Here is a 19393-nt window from a genome sequence, read left to right as displayed (position 1 = left end):
ATAAAAGAATTAGGATTAGAAATGGCTATTTAATAAATTATAAAAATTCATATAGAGGAAATGTAGGGTAGGAACTTATCCGAAATATAACGCCCATGGAGTTAGTAGGTTACGAGGACGTCGATGTGGGAAATTTTAAGAGTGATCTTAGAATCACGTGATTTCAATCATGTGAGGTTCACGAGTGTAAATATATAAAAGCACAGCTTAAAAAGTATAGTAAAGATGAGTGGGAATTAATAAAAAATACAGATGAAAACTTCCAGTCAGCGAGAATAATTATCCCCTCCTATATGACCAAGGGTTTAGAATTTGATTGTAGCATAATTTACAATTGTGATAAAGAGAATTACGGTGATAATGAGTTGGACAAAAAGATATTATATGTAGTGCTTACTAGGGCTTTACATATGGAATATATTTTCCATAAGGGTAAAGCTTCAGAATTATTAGATTAATAGCTGGGGACTCAGTTGAACAGCCTTGATAAATGTGATAAAATATACTATATATATAATATGAGTAAAATCATATAGGCTTGCTTGAGAGATATAAATTAATAATTACAGTCTTTCTAGAGAACTAAAAGGAGGAATTAAGAATGGATACGACAAAGTTAAAAGATAATATTTATTGGGTTGGGGTAAATGATTCTAAACTAAGGGTATTTGATATTATAATGGAAACTAAGAAGGGAACTACATATAATTCGTATTTAATAGATGATGAAAAAATTGCTATAATAGATTCTGTTAAAAATGGTTTTTTTGAAGACTCTTTAGGGAAAATAAAAGGAGTTATTGGACAGAAAAAAGTTGATTACATAATAGTTCAACATACTGAACTAGACCATAGTGGTTCTTTAGGTAAGCTTTTAGAAGTTTATCCAGAAGCTGTGGTTATTGCTTCAAATGCTGCTATAAACTATTTAAAAGAAATTATGAATAAGGACTTTAATAGTAAGGTGGCAAAGGGAGAACTTTGTTTAGGTAAAAATACATTGCAATTTATTTCTGCACCGAATTTACATTGGCCTGATACAATGTTTACATATGCGAAGGAAGAAAAAGTATTGTTTACTTGTGATGTAATGGGTTGTCATTATTCACCAGTTAAATGTATAACAGATGCTTGCTCAGGTGACTATTTTGATGAAATGAAATATTATTTTGATGTTATAATGGGACCTTTTAAAAAATTCGTAACTATGGGACTAGATAAAATAAAAGATCTAGAGCTCGATATTGTAGCTCCAAGTCATGGACCTATACATATAAATGACGTTCAAATGTATGTAGACCTATATAGACAGTGGGCTAAAGTCGAAGAAATAAAAGAAAAAAATATTCAGGTATTTTATATTTCTGCTTATGGCAATACTGAAGCTATGGCAAAATATTTAGCTGAAAAGATAAATAAAAGTGGTATAAAAGCAGAGGCTCATGAAATTACATCTATGGATTTAAATGATATTGTGGCTCTAATTGAAAAGGCTAGTGGTATTATGATAGGTTCACCTACTATTAATCAAGATGCTGTAAAGCCTGCTTGGGACGTTCTATCACTTGTATGTGCAATAACCAATAGAGGTAAGGCTGCAGGAGCTTTCGGTTCATATGGTTGGAGTGGAGAAGGAGTTCCTATGCTTACACAAAGGTTAAAGTCTTTAAAATTTAAAGTAGTAGAAGAAGGATTTAAATTTAAGTTTGTTCCGGATACTAAGGAATATGAAAAGGCTGATAAATTTGTGGAAGATTATTTACAACTTTTATAGTAGAGATTTATTATAGACTTGTAGTTTTTATTGATCTAATGATAAAAAAAGAAAATCTCACTTGTGTAGTGGAATTTTCCTTTTTTTTATAGAGAATTAAAAGCATACCAAATGTAAATAATATAATTGTAAATTTTTAATAGAAAACTTTTAATAGAAAACTTTTAATAGAAAAAACAATAGATTTCTAGTATTATTTATGTAAGCCTAAAATCGTAATGTATAGATTATAAATGATGTATGGAGGGGATTTATTTGAATAAACAATATATAATTAATTTCTTAAATAAAAATGACTTAAGCGATATATCTGAAATTCAATATAAAGTGGATACCATCGCGCTGAAATTTAAATATTATTATGATGAAGTAGAAATGGAAGCGGCTACATGTTTTGCAGATGAAGAGGGCGATTTTAATGGAGACAAAGAAGAATGGTACGAAGAATATTTTTTACCCTATTTAAGCGATATTGCAGCAGATAATGTGGAAGACATTATGGAGGAATGTGCTGAACAAATGGGTATCGAGTACGAATTCATTGGATGTGATATATCACAAGATGCATTTGAATTTAATGAATTCGCAGTAGTTTTTTATGATGAAGATGCAAATATTGATACTGATGACATATTACTTGAATTAGATATATAATTTTTTTGCAGGAATGAGTGGACTGTTAAGCCACTTTTTTAGAAGTGGCTTTAACTTTCTGATATTTAACTATAACTTCGTCTAATTGCTGACTGCAAGATACAACTATTTTATCAGTTGGCTTTTTAAAATTTAGTAAAAAGTGTAAAATGGCTCTTAATGATTCTAATTCTCTTTTTAAAAGCTTTAATTTAATATTCATATTCGTATACCTCTTATCATTAAATTTGTGTTTGTGGAATAAATACAGTATACCAAATTATTGAAACATTGTTAGAAATTTTTATAGTCATTTAAATATAAAATACTACAAATTAGACTATAATTTGGGAAAAAACACAAGGATAATATGGTAAAATATACCATAAAAGTACATGTAAGTCTTTAAGAAAGCTATCTGTAATAATATGTAAATGACGAAAAAAGTCTTAATTTTCTTAGTATGATTATATTGAATAAAATATGTTTGATTTCTACTATTTATGTATAAAGTATTTTGATATAATAAAAAAGGTAGAAATAGTATAGGAGTGATATTATGAGTATAGATGAATTAACTAATAGGATAAATTATCTTTATAATAAAAGCAAAGCAGAGGGACTCACAGAGGAAGAGAAAATAGAACAACAAGAATTAAGAAAAAAGTATATTGATAATGTTAAAAGAAATTTTAGATCACAATTAGATACAATTGTGAAGGTAGACCCTAAAGATAAGAACAATAAATTTAAAAATTAATATATTTAGAAATCAAAAGAAATGGGGAATTTAAATGGCTGTTACTATAGAAGAATTAATAGAGCATTTCAATTTGGAGGTTTTAGTAGAAGGAGATAAGGGTAGGATAATTAATGTTAGTGATATTAATAGGCCAGGGCTTCAAATTGCCGGCTTTTATCAGTATTTTGATAACAAGAGAGTTCAATTAATAGGAATGGCAGAGTGGGGATTTCTAGATTGCATGGAAGTAGAACTTAGGAAGAAAAGAATTAACAAATATTTTAAGTTAGATCCGCTTTGTGTTATTTTTACTAGGCATTTAGAGCCTCATAAGGAGATTTTGAAGGCGGCATTAGAAAATGGACAATGGGTGTTACGAACAAAATTAATTTCCACAAGATTTATTAGTAAGCTTACAAATTTTTTAGATACTAAGCTAGCTCCTGAAACTAGGCTTCATGGTGTTCTAGTAGATGTTTATGGTATAGGGATATTACTCAGTGGTGAAAGTGGTATAGGTAAAAGTGAATGTGCTTTAGAGTTAATAAAAAGGGGACATAGGCTGATTGCAGATGATGCAGTAGATATTAAAGAAATTGATGGTATGCTCCTAGGAAGTTGTCCATACATAACCAACGGCATGTTAGAGGTAAGAGGTATGGGAATAATAGATATTCCAGCAATTTATGGTATGAGTTCAGTTTTAAACACTAAGACTATTAGTATATTGATTTCCCTTACTTTGTGGAATGAAAATGAGGAATATGATAGACTTGGCATAGATAATGAATTTATGGATATCCTAAATGTGCCTCTAAGAAAAATAACACTACCAATTAGACCAGGTAGAAATATAGCAGTTATTATTGAAGCAGCTGCAGCTAATTATAGATATAGTTTAAATTCAAAAATAACACCTGTTGAAACTATTAATATGAGAATAGCGGAGGTAACTGCAGATCGTGAGATTAAATAAAAAAATATTTATTATATTAATATGCAATTTTTAAATTATAAAAATGCAAAAAATATATAAAACATACCATAAAAGTAATGTTTGTTTGTTTATTCTGAAAGTTTCATTGGAAATAAGATCAACCAGCTAAAATGGTTTTTATTAGGATTGTTTTGATGTTTGTAATTTTAGAAAATATTTAGTAGAATAGTAGAATAGTAGATAAAAAAATATTATAGTAGGGGGTATTTAAACATGTCTGATGTTAAAGATTTAGAAAAAAAATATGAATTAGCCTGGGACAAATACACTAAAAGTGATTTGAAGAAAGTATTTGCATTATCTGATAATTATATAGATTTCATGTCAAAATGTAAAACTGAAAGAGAGTGCGTTACAGAATTTGTTAATCTAGCTGAGAAAAACGGTTACAAGAATATTGACACTTATATAAAGGAAGGTGCTACATTAAAAGCTGGTGATAAAGTTTATTCAAACTGTATGGGAAAAACTTTAGCATTATTTTTAATTGGAAGTGAACCTATTGAAAAAGGTTTTAAAATTTTAGGAGCCCATGTTGACTCACCAAGACTAGATTTAAAACAAAATCCATTATATGAGGATTCAGATTTAGCATTAGCTAAAACGCATTACTATGGTGGAGTTAAGAAGTACCAATGGGTTACTATACCTTTAGCTATACATGGTGTTATAGTTAAAAAAGATGGCACAGTGATAAATGTAGTAATAGGAGAAGATGATAAGGAACCAGTAGTTGGAATTTCGGATCTTCTAATTCACCTATCAGCAGACCAAATGCAAAAGACCATGGCAAAAGGTATTGAGGGTGAAGATTTAAATGTGTTCATGGGAAGTATACCTGTAGAAGACAAGGATGCTAAAAACAGAGTTAAGTTAAATATATTAAGACTTTTAAATGATAAGTATGGTATAGATGAAGAAGATTTTGTATCATCTGAACTCGAAGTAGTACCAGCAGGACGAGCTAGAAACTATGGACTAGATAGCAGTATGATTATGGCTTATGGACATGATGATAGAGTCTGTGCTTACACCTCTTACGAAGCATTAATGAGCATAAAAGAAACAGATAAAACTTGTATTGTTTTACTTGTGGATAAAGAAGAAGTTGGAAGTATTGGAGCAACGGGAATGCAATCAAGATTCTTTGAAAACACTGTAGCTGAGGTTGTTAATTTAATGGGAGAATATAGTGATCTAAAAGTAAGAAGAGCACTAGCTAATTCCAAAATGTTATCTTCTGACGTCAGTGCTGCCTTTGATCCTAACTTCCCACTAGTTATGGAAAAACGTAATTCTGCATATTTCGGAAAAGGTATAGTTTTAAACAAGTATACTGGAGCTCGAGGAAAAGGTGGATGCAATGATGCAAACCCAGAATTTATTGCGGAACTTAGAGGGATAATGGAAAAACATAAAATTTCATGGCAAACATCAGAGCTTGGAAAAGTGGATCAAGGCGGCGGTGGTACGATAGCTTATATATTAGCTGAGTATGGTATGCAAGTTATTGATTCAGGAGTTGCTCTTCATAACATGCATGCACCATGGGAAATTGCAAGTAAAGCGGATATATATGAAGCTTGTAGAGCTTATGAAGCATTCTTAATAGAAATATAAAAAAAGTATATATTACTACAAATCCATCTTACTGCGCTAAGTAATTCTAAGCTAATTTTATGGAAGATACTAAAAAGTAAAAACTCGCTATCGCTCAAACATTTACTTTTCTTAACGTATCTTTCATAAAATCATCTAAGAATTACTAAAGCTTGCTCAAATGTATTTTACGTAATATATATTTTTTTATGTATAAAGGACAAAAGAGGGATGTGATTAACATCCCTCTTTTGAATCTAATGCTTTTACAAAGATAGCTAGTTCATTATGACTTAGAAATACTGAACCAATAGAACCATGACTGGTATCAGAGGTTGTAATCCCGTGAAAATCTGAACCTGCAGTAACAAATTTATTATATTCTTTAGCCTTTGCTTTTAGAAAAGCCTTTTGTTTTTTTGTGTTTATTGGATACACTGCTTCAACACCATCAAAATCAAAGCGCAACATTTCATCTATAGAAGAATGTTTAATTAACACAGGGTGTGCAAGTACTACTAATGCATTAACCTTTTTCAACATATCTATACCCTCGGCTGTTGAAATTTTCTTGGTTTGTACATATGCAGGACTATCGTTGGAAAGCAAATTATCAAATATATATTTCCAATCATACCTATAACCAGCATTCATTATAGCTTTAGCTATATGAGGTCTAGCTATTACACCTTTAGCATCTTCTAAAATCTTCTCGTAATCTAGTTTTATATTGAAAAATATATCTAGATTTTCTACTATTTTTTCTGCTCTTGTCTTTCTATAGATTTCCATGTCCTTTAAAAAGTTTTGAAAATCTCCATCTTTATATTTATCATCTTTAAAATAACCTAGAACATGAATGCTTTCTTTATTGTGAATAGTTGAGAGTTCTATACCTGGGATTACCCTTATATTTTCTCGTTCACCTTCCATAATTCCTTCTTCAACATTTAAAGTAGTGTCATGATCTGTTATTGCAATAATATCTAAACCTCTTGTAGAAGCTGTATAAATTAATTCTTTAGGACTTAGTTTTCCATCAGATGCATTTGTATGAAGATGGAAATCTCCTTTATTGTACATATAATCACCTCGAATCTAAAGTTTAACGTAAGCCGCATCAAAATAAATAAAAATCATTATGGTAAATTATATATTTTTATTGACCCTATACTATTTTAACTAATATTGATGAATATTAATAGGGGTTTTTCATAAATAATAATTATTATTTATTATTTTATAAAAATTATAATTACTTTTTATAATTAAATCAACACCTGTAGTGATTATAAATGATGGAAATATAATGAAATTAAGAATGATATAACTATTAATGTTATTACTTGCCTTATGTTATAAAATATAATATAATATTGCTAAATACTGAAAGAAATATGGATGTTTTTGAAAGGAAGGATTAAATAATGAAGGCAAAGCTTAAAATCAAATTAAAAGGCAAAATTTTAGGTATATTTATATCGATTTTAATATTATTGAGTATTCTAATATCTGCAAACGTTTATGTGGAAATGAAATCTTTAGCATTTAAAGACATTGATGCTCAACTAAATTCTGCTAGCAATCTAGGATATTCATTATTATCACAAAGATATCCAGGGGAGTGGAAAGTTGAGGGAGAAAAGCTTTATAAAGGAGATAAAGTTATAAACGAGGACACAGATTTTGTGGATTTAGTAAAAAAAGATACTGGACACCCTGCCACAATATTTTTAGGGGATACAAGAATATCAACTAATGTGTTACAAGCTGATGGTACAAGAGCAATAGGAACTAAGGCTTCTTCTGAAATAGTCACTAAAGTTTTAAATGGTGGACAAGAGTATGTTGGTGAAGCTACAATACTTAAAATTTTATATCAAGCAAAATACGTACCAATCAAAGATGTCACGGGTAAAGTAATTGGAATTTGGTTTGTAGGTGTTGATAAAGCAAGTATTAATAATATAATTTCTAATTTAATGTTTAAAATTTTAATTATAAATATTGTAGTTTTGATATTGTCAATTATAATTGTAGTAGTTTTTGTAAATTTACTTAAGAAAAACATAAATATAATTTCAGTGTCTTTAAATTCAATAGCAAAGGGTAATTTAGATGGTGATTGTGTAGTAAAATCTACGGATGAGTTTGGTGAAATTGCTGGGTATGTAAATTCTATGATAGTAAACCTAAGAGAAATTGTCCAAAAGCTTCAGGGAAGTTCTAAAATGGTGAATTCATCTTCAAATGATTTATTGGGGATTTCTAATGAAATGACTTCTGTGTCAGAAAATATTGCAGATTCAATTGAAGAAGTTGCCAGCGGGTCAAGTATTCAAGCTAGTGAGATGATGAATATTACTTCTTTGCTAAATAATTTTAGTAAAGAAATAGATTTAATAGCGCAGAAAATTGCCAATGTAGATCAGTCTTCTGATTCCATAAATGCTTTGGCAAGTGAAAGCAAGGGAGGAATGGAAACTTTAATAAATTCAGTTAAAAATGTTAAGGATGCTTTTGAAGAATTTACAACTAGAATTAATGCTTTAGGTATTAATTTAAATAAGATTAACGATATAACAGTTATGATAAATGCTATCGCAGGTCAAACAAATTTGTTAGCTTTGAATGCAGCTATAGAAGCTTCTAGAGCAGGCGAGGCTGGAAGAGGATTTTCTATTGTGGCTGATGAAATTAGAAAGTTAGCAGAACAGTCAAAGCAATCATCGCAAAGTATAAATAAACTTATTAATAATATTTCTGTGGAAAATAGTATTATTATTCATTCTACAGATTTAATGAAATCAGAAATAAATAATCAAGTTACTGTAATTAACTCTGCGACTGATTCTTTTAAGGGGATATTGGATGCAGTTAGTGATGTAATTCCTAAAATCAAATCAGTTAATGATTCTATTTTAAGTATAAATAAAGACAAAACCAACATAATTAATAAAATAGAATCGAGCTCTTCAGTTGCAGAAGAAATATCTGCATCTTCACAAGAAATTGCTTCAGCATCAGAACAGTTAAATGCTTCAGCGCAAGAGGTTTCAGCTACTGCACATATATTAAATTCTATGACTAATGAAATGATGGATTTAGGCAATAAATTCAAATTATAAAATATTTTTTTTGCAATCCAATCTTTAAGCTTATACAGAATTTAAAATAATAGATTAGCTATAGAATGTAAGGGCCTTTAGGGCTCTTATTTTAATCAGCAAGATTTTCTGTGAATTATTTGATATAATAGGAGATAGTAAGGTGTGTTTCAGCCTAAATACTACTCCAAAGGGGTGGAAATCATAGATAATAATTTAATGAATTATAAAATCAATATTATTATAGAAAATCATATCTTTCAGAATAATTTAAGCAATATAGAAAACTTAGAAAAGCTAAGAGAGTTCTGCAAACATGATATGCAACATTTTTTAGATGTGGCACGAATTATGTACATAATGAGTTTAGAAAATAACTTAGATATACCCAAATATGTAATTTATGCAACTGCACTTTTGCATGATATAGGTCGTGGAGAGGAGTATGAAAAGGGTACACCACACAACACTTCTAGTGTTGTCATAGCTAAAAACATACTGCAACAGTGTAGTTATAATACAGAGGAAACAAATAAGATTTTAGAGGCTATAGGTGACCATAGAAGCGATACCAAAAAATCGAATAGTTTAAGCCATATATTATATGTGTGCGACAAGCTTTCAAGAAATTGTTCTAACTGCAAGGCTACTGATAATTGCAAATGGCCGGTGCAGAAGAAGAACTTTAAGATAACATACTAGAGACTCACTTGAAAATTATAATTTTTATTGGAGGAAGTTTATGAAAATAGGAAATAGAGATTTTGAAATAGGAAAAAGAACATATTTAATGGGAATATTAAATGTTACCCCTGATTCATTTTCTGATGGAGGAAGATTTAATGAGATGGAAGCAGCCATAATGCAGGCAAAAAAAATGGTTGCTGATGGAGTTGATATTATCGATATTGGTGGGGAATCTACAAGGCCAGGTCATGACCCTGTAAGTGAAGAGGAAGAAATTAGAAGAGTTGTTCCTATTATAGAAGCACTGTGCAAGGAAATAGATGTCCCTATTTCTGTGGATACATATAAAGGGAAGGTTGCAGAACTTGCGGTGAAAGCTGGGGCAGCTATGATTAATGACGTATGGGGGTTTAAAAAGGATTCATACATTTCTAAGGTTACGGCTAAATATAATGTGCCCTGTTGTTTAATGCACAATAGAGATAATAGAAAATATGATAATTTGATCCAAGATATATTAGTGGATTTGGAAAAAAGCATCCAAATTGCACTGAGGGCAGGAGTTAAAAGTGAAAATATAATACTAGACCCAGGCATTGGTTTTGCAAAAAGTTATGAGGATAATTTAAAAACTATGAATAACCTAGAAAAGCTAAAGGAGTTAGGATATCCAGTGCTTTTGGGAACCTCAAGAAAATCTATGATAGGATTTGCAATGGATTTACCTGTAGAAGAAAGGCTTGAGGGAACTTTAGCGACTACTGCTATAGGGATAATGAAGGGCTGTGAATTTATAAGAGTGCATGATGTACTGGAGAATAAAAGGGTTTGTGTCATGACGGATGCTATATGTAGGAAATAGATAGGCCATAAGACTTTAGTATTTCATAGGTTAGCAAAATACTCATATTTATAAAGGAATATAGCGAGGAGACAATATTATGGACAAAATTTATATAAAAGATTTAGAAGTTTTCGCCCACCATGGTGTTTTTAAAGAAGAGAAAACCTTAGGACAACGTTTTTTAATTTCATTGGAACTTTTTCTAAGTTTAAGAGAAGCAGGAGTTACTGATGACTTAACTAAAACGGTTCATTATGGTGAACTTTGTCAACTGGTGGAGGAAGAGTTTAAAAAAGAAAGCTATGATTTAATAGAAAAGGCTACGGAAAAAATAGCTGAATTTATACTTTTAAAATATGATTTAGTTGATAGAGTAGTGGTTAAAATCAAAAAACCTTGGGCACCTATTGGAAAACCACTTAAATATGCAGCTGTAGAGGTTGATAGAAGTTGGCATACGACCTATATTGGTATAGGCGGTAATATGGGGGATAAGGAGAAGAATATAAAAGGAGTACTAGAACATATAAATAAGTCACATAATACCAAAATAACAAAAACCTCTAAATTTTATGAAACCAGGCCAGTAGGATATTTGGATCAAGATGACTTTCTAAATTGTGCTATTGAAGTAAAAACACTTTTAAGCCCATTAGAACTTGTAAGATTCCTTTTATCTATAGAAAAGGAATTTAACCGGGAAAGGGTAATAAGATGGGGACCTAGAACTGTAGATTTGGATGTGCTTTTATATGACAATATTATTAGTTCACTAGAAGAAATAATTATACCTCATCCAAGAATGCAGGAGCGAATGTTTGTTTTAGAACCACTATGCGATATAGCCCCATATGTTATGCATCCAATACTAAATAAACCTATAATTCAAATTAAGGCATCTTTAAAAAATAACTAGCAAGTAGGCTTGGTTACTCTTGCTACGTTCATTTTCAAAGATACCTAAAAGGAAATAGAAGTGTATTAAGCTTTTATTTCTTTTTTTATATTATCTGCAAAATCTTTAGCTAGCTCATGAATTTGTGGAATATTAAAAATTTCACCAGGATCATTAGCAATAGCCATTATAGAAAAATATGGTGGTAATCTAAAACCTTTATTTACATTTAAGGCTCCAATCAATTGTTTGCTAATAGAATCACTTCCAGAATTGCCTGATACTACTACTGAAAATATAGTCTTATCGTAAAAAGACATCCTACGATATAGTACTGTAAGCCTATTTATTACTGCAGTCAAATTTGAAGCTATTGCATCATTATAGTTAGGACATAGCCATATTATTGCATCAGATTTTTCGATTGAGGGAAGAACATCATCTACCATGACTCCCCCATAAAAACATTTATTTTGAGTGCCATAATGAGTACATAATGTATAAGAGCAGCCTTTACAGTCTAGAACATCTCCATTTTCTATTTGAAGTTCTTTAATATCACAAAGGGAGAGATGTTGCGAGGTCATATGCCATAAATCCAAAGTATTAGAAGTTTTATGTGGACTTGAGTATAACACTAATATTTTAGGATTGTTTATAGTAATTGGGTTATATTCTAATAATCTGTTCCTTAGCCTAGAGCACATGATTAAACAAATTTCTTCTAATGGTAAATTCAAATTTTTTTGCCTGGTAATAAAATTTCTAAGGGAAGATGTAGCTTCTACTACACTATGACCTATAAAGGAGCAACCTAAGTTGTTTGCAAGGTATATGATGTCTTGACTGGTGCGTTTGGTACCATGGTCAGTACTACTATGAACAAGGATAGCACCGACAGAACCTAAAAGACATTTAGTACCTTTTTCATATAGCTTAGAAAAAAAATGGAGCATTGAAATATCACAATTTATATCTGTGCTTTCAGAAGCAAAGAATATTTTCTTGTTTTGAAGATTAGGAATATTATTACTATTTTCGACTAAAGTATAATTGGTGTAACGAGTAACCTTTGATATCATATCTGAAAGCATGGGAGATATATTTTTACTTGGTGCAATTACAAATATATCCTTCATAAAAACCCCTTTTCATACTCTTCTTAAATAGATAGATAAATGAATTGATTTAATAATCAAATAGTTTAATAGGCTAAATAAATTCACTAAGAAGTCTATAGGTTGAATTTAGCTTGAGGAGTAGTGCTTCATTTAGCAAGGTGGTTTCAAGATCCAATCCAGAAGGAAGAAGTCTATTTCTAGAGCCCATAAAAGTACCACCAATAAATGTAGCACTATAATGCCACTGAGAATTAATAGTGGCAAGTATTGACAAGCTGCCAGAAGAAAGAGCTGGAGCAATATAGGGCTTAAATCCTGTTGACCTAACTTCTAGGTTAGCGGTCTTAGTACTATGAGTTAAAGCATCTGAAAGCATTTCATTATAGTTTTCAATGCTATCTGCTATGATAAGGCCTTCTCCATGTGGCCCAAAAGCTCTACCTTCATGTATATAATGTTTTGTGGCATCTTCCTGCAATGCATAATAGCAGGCTCTCGCATTCATAACCCCTAGGCCATAGCCTCTAACTTGTTCTGGGGCAAGGCCTTTAAAGTCCATATTACCATTATTATCTTTATTACTTTCAATAAATGCTGCTTTGCAAAGCAAATCCACTGGATCTGATACTACCGCAAATATACCTTTAAAGTTTTTTTGCCTAGCAAGGTAAGCATAGTGTTCAATTATTTTAGCATTGCCTTTAAACTGTACTAACCGAACATCTGTAGATTTGCTGCCAACCTCAGGTACTCCAACAGATACACAAAATACAAACATATCACAGTCAAAGACATCGTTCTCTTTTAAGGACACTATATTTATAGAACTTTCATTCATATCTGGGGATAAGATTTGACTAAGTTCGTATTTGTAGCGTTCATTACGATTTGTATCTTTATCATAAAGTCCCAAACTTTGAATTTTTTCAACACCTAAAAGCTTTAATCCAGTAAGTAAAGTACCACCAACATCCCCAAGTCCTATCACATTTATTCTCCATTTATTTGGCTGTTTATAGGTTAATACCTCTTGCCAATTAGGATACTCAGTATTTAAAGAGGTAACTCTATTACTGTCAATAGCATGTTTTATCCACTTTGGTATATCAATAATAGAACAAGAAGGCAAAACAAGCAGGTTTAAGGTTTCTTCTTTTAAAAATAGAAAGTTTTCATGTGATACAGAGAAACTTCTTCGGGCACGTCCTGGGTTAAGTTTATTGAGTGCAAAAATCATTCCCGCATATTTTTCTGCTTTACTTTCAGATATAACTTCTAGACTAGGATATTTTTCATTAGATATTAATAGTTTTTCATTGCAGATATAATAAAACATTTTAAAACACCTCTTTTTTAGTTATTCATAAGTTTACATTGTTTTTTATAATAAATTGTTTAGCCTACCTAATTGTTGTAAATCGTTTTCTAGATAGTGGGAGGGAGATATGTTTAAATCATAATGCATATCCTTCCCAATATCAGGGCAACGTGGGATTGTGAACACTTCACCGAGAGAAGCCAAAGTCAAATTACGAGTATATAAAATATGGTATTCATTTTCTAAAACTTTTAAAAGTTCTATTGAATTTTCAATACATACTCTTGATAATTCATAGATTTCCTTTGAGCGCGCATTTTTTATAAAAACAGGATAAGTATAAGGAAGTATTAAATTAATGGAAGGTAGCAAGTTCCTGTTTGGATAAAAGCCTCTCCAAAGAGCATCTCCACCTATAAATGGATATAGAGTATTCTCATTAAACCAAATTTTAAGCTTGGGTATAAAATAAACACTATCAACATCCCGATTTTGCATATCCATAAGGTCTTTTCCACGTCCAGATAGTATACCAGCAATAATTTTTTTTACATTTACGAATTCATTTTTTAAAAGTGGATCTAAAGCTTTCATCCTATAACCTTTATGAAGAATATTGTCAACTAGTATTACAGGTCTATTAAAGGACTTTATCATCTTAATTTGATGCTGAAGGTTTAAGTAATAAGGAAATTCTCCAATATGAAATTTCTTAATATTTGGGCTGAAGAACTTTTCCGTATGCAGTGATTTTGTAACTGTATTAGGAACTATATATCTATCAAGAATATCCCCATAAGGTACGCACATAGCATCTCCGTTTTGTTTATTGTGGCTTATTTTAATTGGAACATTATTTTCACTGCAAACTTTTTTTATCATTTGTTGGTGAAGTACATCACTATCAAAGGACAATACTAATTCACCAGGATATAAATTAGAAAGTGCCTTTTGTAAATTCTTTCTTGTACTACTAATAACTTGTTTTACTCTGGGGCTACTTCTAAAAGGTTCTTTAAGAATATTTTCTAAATCTAGATTTAGTACGCAAGGATTATTCATATCTACAACAAGGGCTGTTAAGCTAGGATCAGTAGTATCAACCTTTGTAAAACCATGTAAATATAGAAGCTCAATTAAAGAGGGAGCATATAATTCTTGCAATATTGGTTTGAAGATTGCATATTCATAGTCTTTAGATAGAGCATAGGCTAAAGATTCTGTAATAAGTACTTGCTCTAAAAGTTTATTTTTTTCTTTATTCATTTCCTTATTGTTTATATACATTAAATCAATAAGAACAATTCTACCAGAGGCATTTTCGCGAACATATCTAGATAATTTATCATCATACAATTCACTGTATAAAATATTGGAACGAATCCAGTGCATTGATGCAAAGCCTAATATTTCATGCGACTGTATATCTTTAATTATTACAAGTTTTGGAGCGGTTTTTTTTGAAAGTTCAGTTAAAATTTGGAAAACAAGCGCTTTGTCATTACAGGAATTAGAGAGCTTTTTTATGAAAACTTCAGTAAATTCCTCTGCAAACTCAATATCTATATGAGGATAGGACAGTGACAGTTTATCCAGAGGTTCTCTTTGATAAAAACCATTTTCATAAATATACTGCTGAACTAGTGGATCAATTAAACTGGAAATATCACGGTTATCATCAATATAATTTCTTATCTGACTAGAGCTAATTCTGGCATAAGTAGAAGGAAGATTTATCAATTTAATTTCTCCAAGAATTTTTTTTATTGCCTCATTTAATTGCTTGTTTTTTCCGCGCTCAAAAATTATATGTGGGAAATTGTGTATAGAATTTTCAGTTATAGGCTTCTTATAACAGGTAGCATTTAAGATAACATCACTGCCAGAAGCGAAATAAACCTGGGATCCTTTAAAGTTTTCTTTTAATTGTTTCAAATCTTCTTCATTGGAAATGTTTGTTGGGAAATTTTCGGGATAAATAAAAATATTTAATTCATCTGCAATAGACATACTTATTAAATTTTTACGTAGTAAATTTGGCAAGGTCTTCTTTGACCAAGAAAATTCATCCACAGATAAATAAACTTCAAAACCCATATCTTTTATTGAATTTGCAATGCTTTTATGACTAAGTGAAAAGGGATCAAAGGTGCCTGGAAAAAATGCTATTTTTTTAGGGGATGGAATATCAATTTCGCCTATAAAAAAATTGAAATCTGATATAAATCTATATATGTGATTTAGTGCTGCAGAATTTGTTAGGAATAGTAATTGTTCTGTGTCATCCTCTGTAATTAGAGTTAGAATTTTTTTTGATGTAAGTTTGAATATAACAATTTTCTCTTCGAGTGACAGGGTCTTAGAACCAAAAACATCCTTTCCAAAGGTACTTATGGCCGACTGCTTAACTTTTATTTTGTAATCTCCAAGGCCGTTTAAAAGTATGCCTAGAATATTTAATAGGCGACTATCATATTCTTCAGATTTTTCAATAAATCTAGTTTTATATTTAGGATAATTAGAAAGAAAAATTCCTAGTGTCTTAAGAATAAGAGGCTTTACATTCTCATTAGCTATTTTTATCTTGATTTTCAAATCATCGATAATTTCATTTAATTCCACAGGTTGTAGCCAAAGAAATATCTCTCCTAGATAGTGAGGAATATACTCAGTAAATCTATGGCCTTCTATTTCTAGTGCACGAAGAAGTTCTATTGAAATTTCATTTCTCTCAGGTAGTGTTAAATAAGGCATAATTTTCAGAATGGCAATGCCAGCACTATTTCTAACACTATCTACAGCACTTACTTTAAGCAAATTACAAAAATGAATAGCTGTATGCAAACTTGTGCTAGGCGCTTTATTTATAGTGTAATTTAATAATAAATCGATTTGGTTTTTCTTTTTTATCCAATCAGTTGCGGTTTTTAAATTACTTAAAAAGATATCTGGTATCTTTGCATAATCCATTTCACAAAAACTTTGAAAAATAGGGATAGAAGTCTTCATATTAAGTAGAGTAAAAATTCTAAGCTTAAGTAAGTTTTCTGCAGGGAGGGTACTTCTAGTACAACAACTGGCGAAATGAACTAATAAAGTATCTTTGAAATAATTATCTTTTGGTAGTTTGATTAATAGGTCGTTTATGACTTCTAAAGCAGAAAGCCTCAAAATGTTACTCCGTTTGCTTGTCATTGAAATAATATAATTAAACAAAATGTTAAGGCTATCTTCAAATGGATCCATAGGAATATATTTAGCGGTTTCTAATAAAAATAATTGAGTTTCTGTATTACCAGAGTGCGATACATCATAATACTTAAGAATAATGTTTCTGTAGGAAGCATGCATACTTTTCCTACAATTTTTAAATAGTGCGTTAACCATAATCTTAGTGCTATAACCCATCCAAGTTCTATGGTCTGGAATCATTTTGTGACTTGGATAAAGTAGCTGATTTAAATATTCCTCAAATAAAACGGAACTAGATACGTTGGGAACTTCTATATTTACATTTTTAGGGATTTCTTTGTTATAATCTTCATCAAAGATAGCTAAAAGCACTCCAATAAGTTGGGCGCAAAGACGTCTTATATCATCTTCGTGATGAGTTAGATTATCGTAGAGAAATTTAATAGTCTGAAGTTTTTGCTTCTGAGTTAAGTAGGTAGAATACTCCTCAAATACCATTATATATTGCCTTAAATTTTTCCAGTTTTTTTCGCTTCTGGCTTGTTCTAGTATTTCATCAAGTGAAAATTCATCACGCAAAGTATACATTAAGTTAATATTATGATTAATAGAAAGATATTTAAGATTTTGAACTATATCATTTCCTTGCATCAAAGAATAAATTGGAGTTTCCACAATTTTTGGAGTTTCATTTTCGTTAAGGGAGGTGTTAATGCCAATACTAATTAAATAATCTTCAAAATCTTTTAATTTAGCATAGACTCTCCTATATCTTTTTTCTTTTTTTTCATCAACATTCTCTAATTTATTGAGGATAAGCTTAAATGAGGTGGCTAGGGAAAATATATTCATAGTGGAGCCAATGCTTGTTTCAAGATTTTTAACTCTAAAATCAGAATAAATTAATATTAATGATTCTAGTGAAAGATTTTCAAGTTCTAAATCCCAGGTAGAATGATTTATGGCAATATTTCTAATGTAATTTATGCCATGTTTTTTAAACCATTGATCCGTATAATAATAATGTAAATGAGGAACTCTTTTAAGTTCTTCACCTATGCAACCATACTTTCCAACATCATGCCCAGCAGCAGCCCCTGAAACTCTGCCCAGGTCTATGTTAACCTTCTTCAGTTTAAGCTGCCTTGCGATATGTAACGAAAGATAATGAACTCCACAAATGTGATCTAGGGTATTATATTTAAACACTTCACCATTTAGTTTCATCATCTCATAGATGTAATCTTTTCTAAAAGCTTTAATGAATTTTGTGTATTCATCATTATTTTCTAGATTGGCTATTTCTTCTAGGGATAAAAAATCCATGGCATAGCTACTTTGCCAAGTGTTATCACTTGTGCTTCTTTGAACACTGCAAACAATTCTAAGAACTGTTAGATATAGTTCACAGGCGGTATCCAGAGTAGAATAAAGGGGTAGGGTTACAGCCTCCGGAAAGGACTTTCTTAATGCAAAATTATATAGATAAGTTAGTGTTTCCTCCGGTAATCTATCTTTACAGAGCTCAATCATTACATGTTCGCAAATTAAAAGTGTATGTTTACATGTAAAATCGGTGTTTTCAATCATAGATATTAAATTTTCTAAATAGCATGAACTGGATAAAAAATTTTCAATTATAATCTTGGGGATGCCATGATTTTTTAAAAATTTTGGGTTTAATAATTTTCTGGATATAGTTTGATTAACCTCTTTAAAATCTAAAACCTCCATATATATCCTCCTTTGCTTATTATCTGCATAACAATTAAAGATTGTTATAAATTTTGTTATTTATTTCCATGCATCCTAACTATATTTTAAATTATATACTTTAAATTTGATTATTTATAGGGGATATTGTAATTTTCTTAGAAAAAAACAAATACCTTATTTAGGTATAAGGTATTTGCATAGGCCATAAAGATTATAGGCTTTGTACATTTTGCTTGTGTCAATGTAATCCATGTTGTAGCTACCATCCCAAGGATATATAGAGATGAGATTTTGGTTATAGACATTTATAACATATTTATTTTTACTAAAGGTTAAAAATATCTTATATATTGGTTTAATTGGAATATTAGCTGGTTTTTGTATGAAGCTATCTTTGTTTAATGAATTAAAAAACTCAGTGATGGTGGATAAATCATCCTTAGAAAAATCTTTTTTTCTATAAAAATTCATATATAGAGCATAAAGTTCTGTTGGTTTTTCTAGAGACAAATCCTTCATTAATAAATTTGTGTAATAATAATTGTTTGGTTTACTTTTCGTAAAGATATTTTTATTCAATTTATAATTACAGCCAAAGAGGCTTAAACAAAAAAACGTGCAAATTACAATGAGAATATATTTCTTTATATTAACACTCAAATAACCACATCCTTTTAATTCCTTGTAAATAAAATATGTTCAATAATTATATTTTATTACACAATATGTTTATATTGGCACATTTTAATTAACAAATAACCAATTCCA

The 19393-nt window shown here is 30.3% G+C and carries 15 protein-coding genes and 1 pseudogene; 10 read left to right on the top strand and 6 right to left on the bottom strand.

What is annotated here, in order from left to right; all coding sequences use genetic code 11:
* Positions 1 to 182: 182 nt before the first annotated feature.
* The 3 genes and pseudogenes from KPL51_RS23455 to KPL51_RS09595 all read left to right on the top strand — a co-directional run.
* Positions 183 to 458 (top strand): annotated as a pseudogene (locus KPL51_RS23455) (AAA family ATPase); the annotation flags it as partial.
* Positions 459 to 601: 143 nt separating this feature from the next.
* Complete coding sequence (locus KPL51_RS09600) at positions 602 to 1774, top strand: FprA family A-type flavoprotein (protein ID WP_216160129.1); 1173 nt, start codon at positions 602 to 604, stop codon at positions 1772 to 1774.
* A gap of 255 nt (positions 1775 to 2029) precedes the next feature.
* Positions 2030 to 2428: a hypothetical protein gene (locus KPL51_RS09595; RefSeq protein ID WP_216160126.1), complete on the top strand. Its 399-nt coding sequence runs from the start codon at positions 2030 to 2032 to the stop codon at positions 2426 to 2428.
* A gap of 25 nt (positions 2429 to 2453) precedes the next feature.
* Here KPL51_RS09595 and KPL51_RS09590 read toward each other — a convergent pair whose 3' ends face one another.
* Complete coding sequence (locus KPL51_RS09590; protein ID WP_216160124.1) at positions 2454 to 2630, bottom strand: aspartyl-phosphate phosphatase Spo0E family protein; 177 nt, start codon at positions 2628 to 2630, stop codon at positions 2454 to 2456.
* Positions 2631 to 2966: 336 nt separating this feature from the next.
* On the opposite strand from KPL51_RS09590, the gene KPL51_RS09585 reads away from it, so the two are divergent.
* The 3 genes from KPL51_RS09585 (at position 2967) to KPL51_RS09575 (ending at position 5766) form a co-directional block, all read left to right on the top strand.
* Positions 2967 to 3167, top strand: coding sequence for a DUF896 domain-containing protein (locus tag KPL51_RS09585; protein WP_216160121.1), 201 nt, complete (start codon positions 2967 to 2969; stop codon positions 3165 to 3167).
* 34 nt (positions 3168 to 3201) lie between these two features.
* Complete coding sequence (gene hprK / locus KPL51_RS09580; protein ID WP_216160118.1) at positions 3202 to 4125, top strand: HPr(Ser) kinase/phosphatase; 924 nt, start codon at positions 3202 to 3204, stop codon at positions 4123 to 4125.
* A 234-nt stretch (positions 4126 to 4359) separates the two neighbouring features.
* Positions 4360 to 5766 carry an aminopeptidase gene (locus KPL51_RS09575; RefSeq protein ID WP_216160115.1) on the top strand — a complete coding sequence of 469 codons (1407 nt, stop codon included), beginning with the start codon at positions 4360 to 4362 and terminating at the stop codon, positions 5764 to 5766.
* 216 nt (positions 5767 to 5982) lie between these two features.
* Here KPL51_RS09575 and KPL51_RS09570 read toward each other — a convergent pair whose 3' ends face one another.
* Positions 5983 to 6828 carry a PHP domain-containing protein gene (locus KPL51_RS09570; protein ID WP_216160113.1) on the bottom strand — a complete coding sequence of 282 codons (846 nt, stop codon included), beginning with the start codon at positions 6826 to 6828 and terminating at the stop codon, positions 5983 to 5985.
* 344 nt (positions 6829 to 7172) lie between these two features.
* Between KPL51_RS09570 and KPL51_RS09565 the strand changes: the two genes are divergently transcribed.
* The 4 genes from KPL51_RS09565 to folK all read left to right on the top strand — a co-directional run bounded on the left by KPL51_RS09565 (position 7173) and on the right by folK (position 11299).
* Entirely contained in the window at positions 7173 to 8873 is a 1701-nt protein-coding gene (locus tag KPL51_RS09565) for a methyl-accepting chemotaxis protein (protein WP_216160109.1), read from the top strand.
* A gap of 144 nt (positions 8874 to 9017) precedes the next feature.
* A complete protein-coding gene (locus tag KPL51_RS23450) occupies positions 9018 to 9554 on the top strand; it encodes an HD domain-containing protein (protein ID WP_216160105.1) in 537 nt (178 codons plus the stop codon).
* 40 nt (positions 9555 to 9594) lie between these two features.
* A complete protein-coding gene (gene folP / locus KPL51_RS09555) occupies positions 9595 to 10401 on the top strand; it encodes a dihydropteroate synthase (protein ID WP_216160102.1) in 807 nt (268 codons plus the stop codon).
* Between the two features lie 79 nt (positions 10402 to 10480).
* Complete coding sequence (folK, locus tag KPL51_RS09550) at positions 10481 to 11299, top strand: 2-amino-4-hydroxy-6-hydroxymethyldihydropteridine diphosphokinase (RefSeq protein ID WP_216160099.1); 819 nt, start codon at positions 10481 to 10483, stop codon at positions 11297 to 11299.
* Between the two features lie 65 nt (positions 11300 to 11364).
* Here folK and KPL51_RS09545 read toward each other — a convergent pair whose 3' ends face one another.
* The 4 genes from KPL51_RS09545 to KPL51_RS09530 form a co-directional block, all read right to left on the bottom strand.
* Entirely contained in the window at positions 11365 to 12417 is a 1053-nt protein-coding gene (locus KPL51_RS09545; RefSeq protein ID WP_216160096.1) for a flavodoxin family protein, read from the bottom strand.
* 73 nt (positions 12418 to 12490) lie between these two features.
* Positions 12491 to 13735 carry a lactate/malate family dehydrogenase gene (locus tag KPL51_RS09540; protein ID WP_216160093.1) on the bottom strand — a complete coding sequence of 415 codons (1245 nt, stop codon included), beginning with the start codon at positions 13733 to 13735 and terminating at the stop codon, positions 12491 to 12493.
* Positions 13736 to 13780: 45 nt separating this feature from the next.
* A complete protein-coding gene (locus KPL51_RS09535; RefSeq protein WP_216160090.1) occupies positions 13781 to 18643 on the bottom strand; it encodes a nucleotidyl transferase family protein in 4863 nt (1620 codons plus the stop codon).
* Positions 18644 to 18799: 156 nt separating this feature from the next.
* On the bottom strand, positions 18800 to 19285 hold the full coding sequence (locus KPL51_RS09530; protein ID WP_224854018.1) for a DUF4883 family protein: 486 nt from the start codon (positions 19283 to 19285) through the stop codon (positions 18800 to 18802).
* Positions 19286 to 19393: the final 108 nt, after the last annotated feature.

Source organism: Clostridium bowmanii, from assembly GCF_018861315.1.
Taxonomy (GTDB): Bacteria; Bacillota; Clostridia; order Clostridiales; family Clostridiaceae; genus Clostridium_AD; species Clostridium_AD bowmanii.
The sequence above is the reverse complement of the archived record's forward strand: the minus strand, read 5'-3'. Positions and strand labels throughout refer to the sequence as shown.

What these genes read in the sequence shown, in the direction of transcription:
- KPL51_RS09600 (WP_216160129.1), top strand. Translation starts at nt 602, where the DNA reads ATGGATACGACAAAGTTAAAAGATAATATTTATTGGGTTGGGGTAAAT.
- KPL51_RS09590 (WP_216160124.1), bottom strand. Translation starts at nt 2,630, where the DNA reads ATGAATATTAAATTAAAGCTTTTAAAAAGAGAATTAGAATCATTAAGA.
- KPL51_RS09585 (WP_216160121.1), top strand. Translation starts at nt 2,967, where the DNA reads ATGAGTATAGATGAATTAACTAATAGGATAAATTATCTTTATAATAAA.
- hprK (WP_216160118.1), top strand. Translation starts at nt 3,202, where the DNA reads ATGGCTGTTACTATAGAAGAATTAATAGAGCATTTCAATTTGGAGGTT.
- KPL51_RS09575 (WP_216160115.1), top strand. Translation starts at nt 4,360, where the DNA reads ATGTCTGATGTTAAAGATTTAGAAAAAAAATATGAATTAGCCTGGGAC.
- KPL51_RS09570 (WP_216160113.1), bottom strand. Translation starts at nt 6,828, where the DNA reads ATGTACAATAAAGGAGATTTCCATCTTCATACAAATGCATCTGATGGA.
- KPL51_RS09565 (WP_216160109.1), top strand. Translation starts at nt 7,173, where the DNA reads ATGAAGGCAAAGCTTAAAATCAAATTAAAAGGCAAAATTTTAGGTATA.
- folP (WP_216160102.1), top strand. Translation starts at nt 9,595, where the DNA reads ATGAAAATAGGAAATAGAGATTTTGAAATAGGAAAAAGAACATATTTA.
- folK (WP_216160099.1), top strand. Translation starts at nt 10,481, where the DNA reads ATGGACAAAATTTATATAAAAGATTTAGAAGTTTTCGCCCACCATGGT.
- KPL51_RS09545 (WP_216160096.1), bottom strand. Translation starts at nt 12,417, where the DNA reads ATGAAGGATATATTTGTAATTGCACCAAGTAAAAATATATCTCCCATG.
- KPL51_RS09540 (WP_216160093.1), bottom strand. Translation starts at nt 13,735, where the DNA reads ATGTTTTATTATATCTGCAATGAAAAACTATTAATATCTAATGAAAAA.
- KPL51_RS09535 (WP_216160090.1), bottom strand. Translation starts at nt 18,643, where the DNA reads ATGGAGGTTTTAGATTTTAAAGAGGTTAATCAAACTATATCCAGAAAA.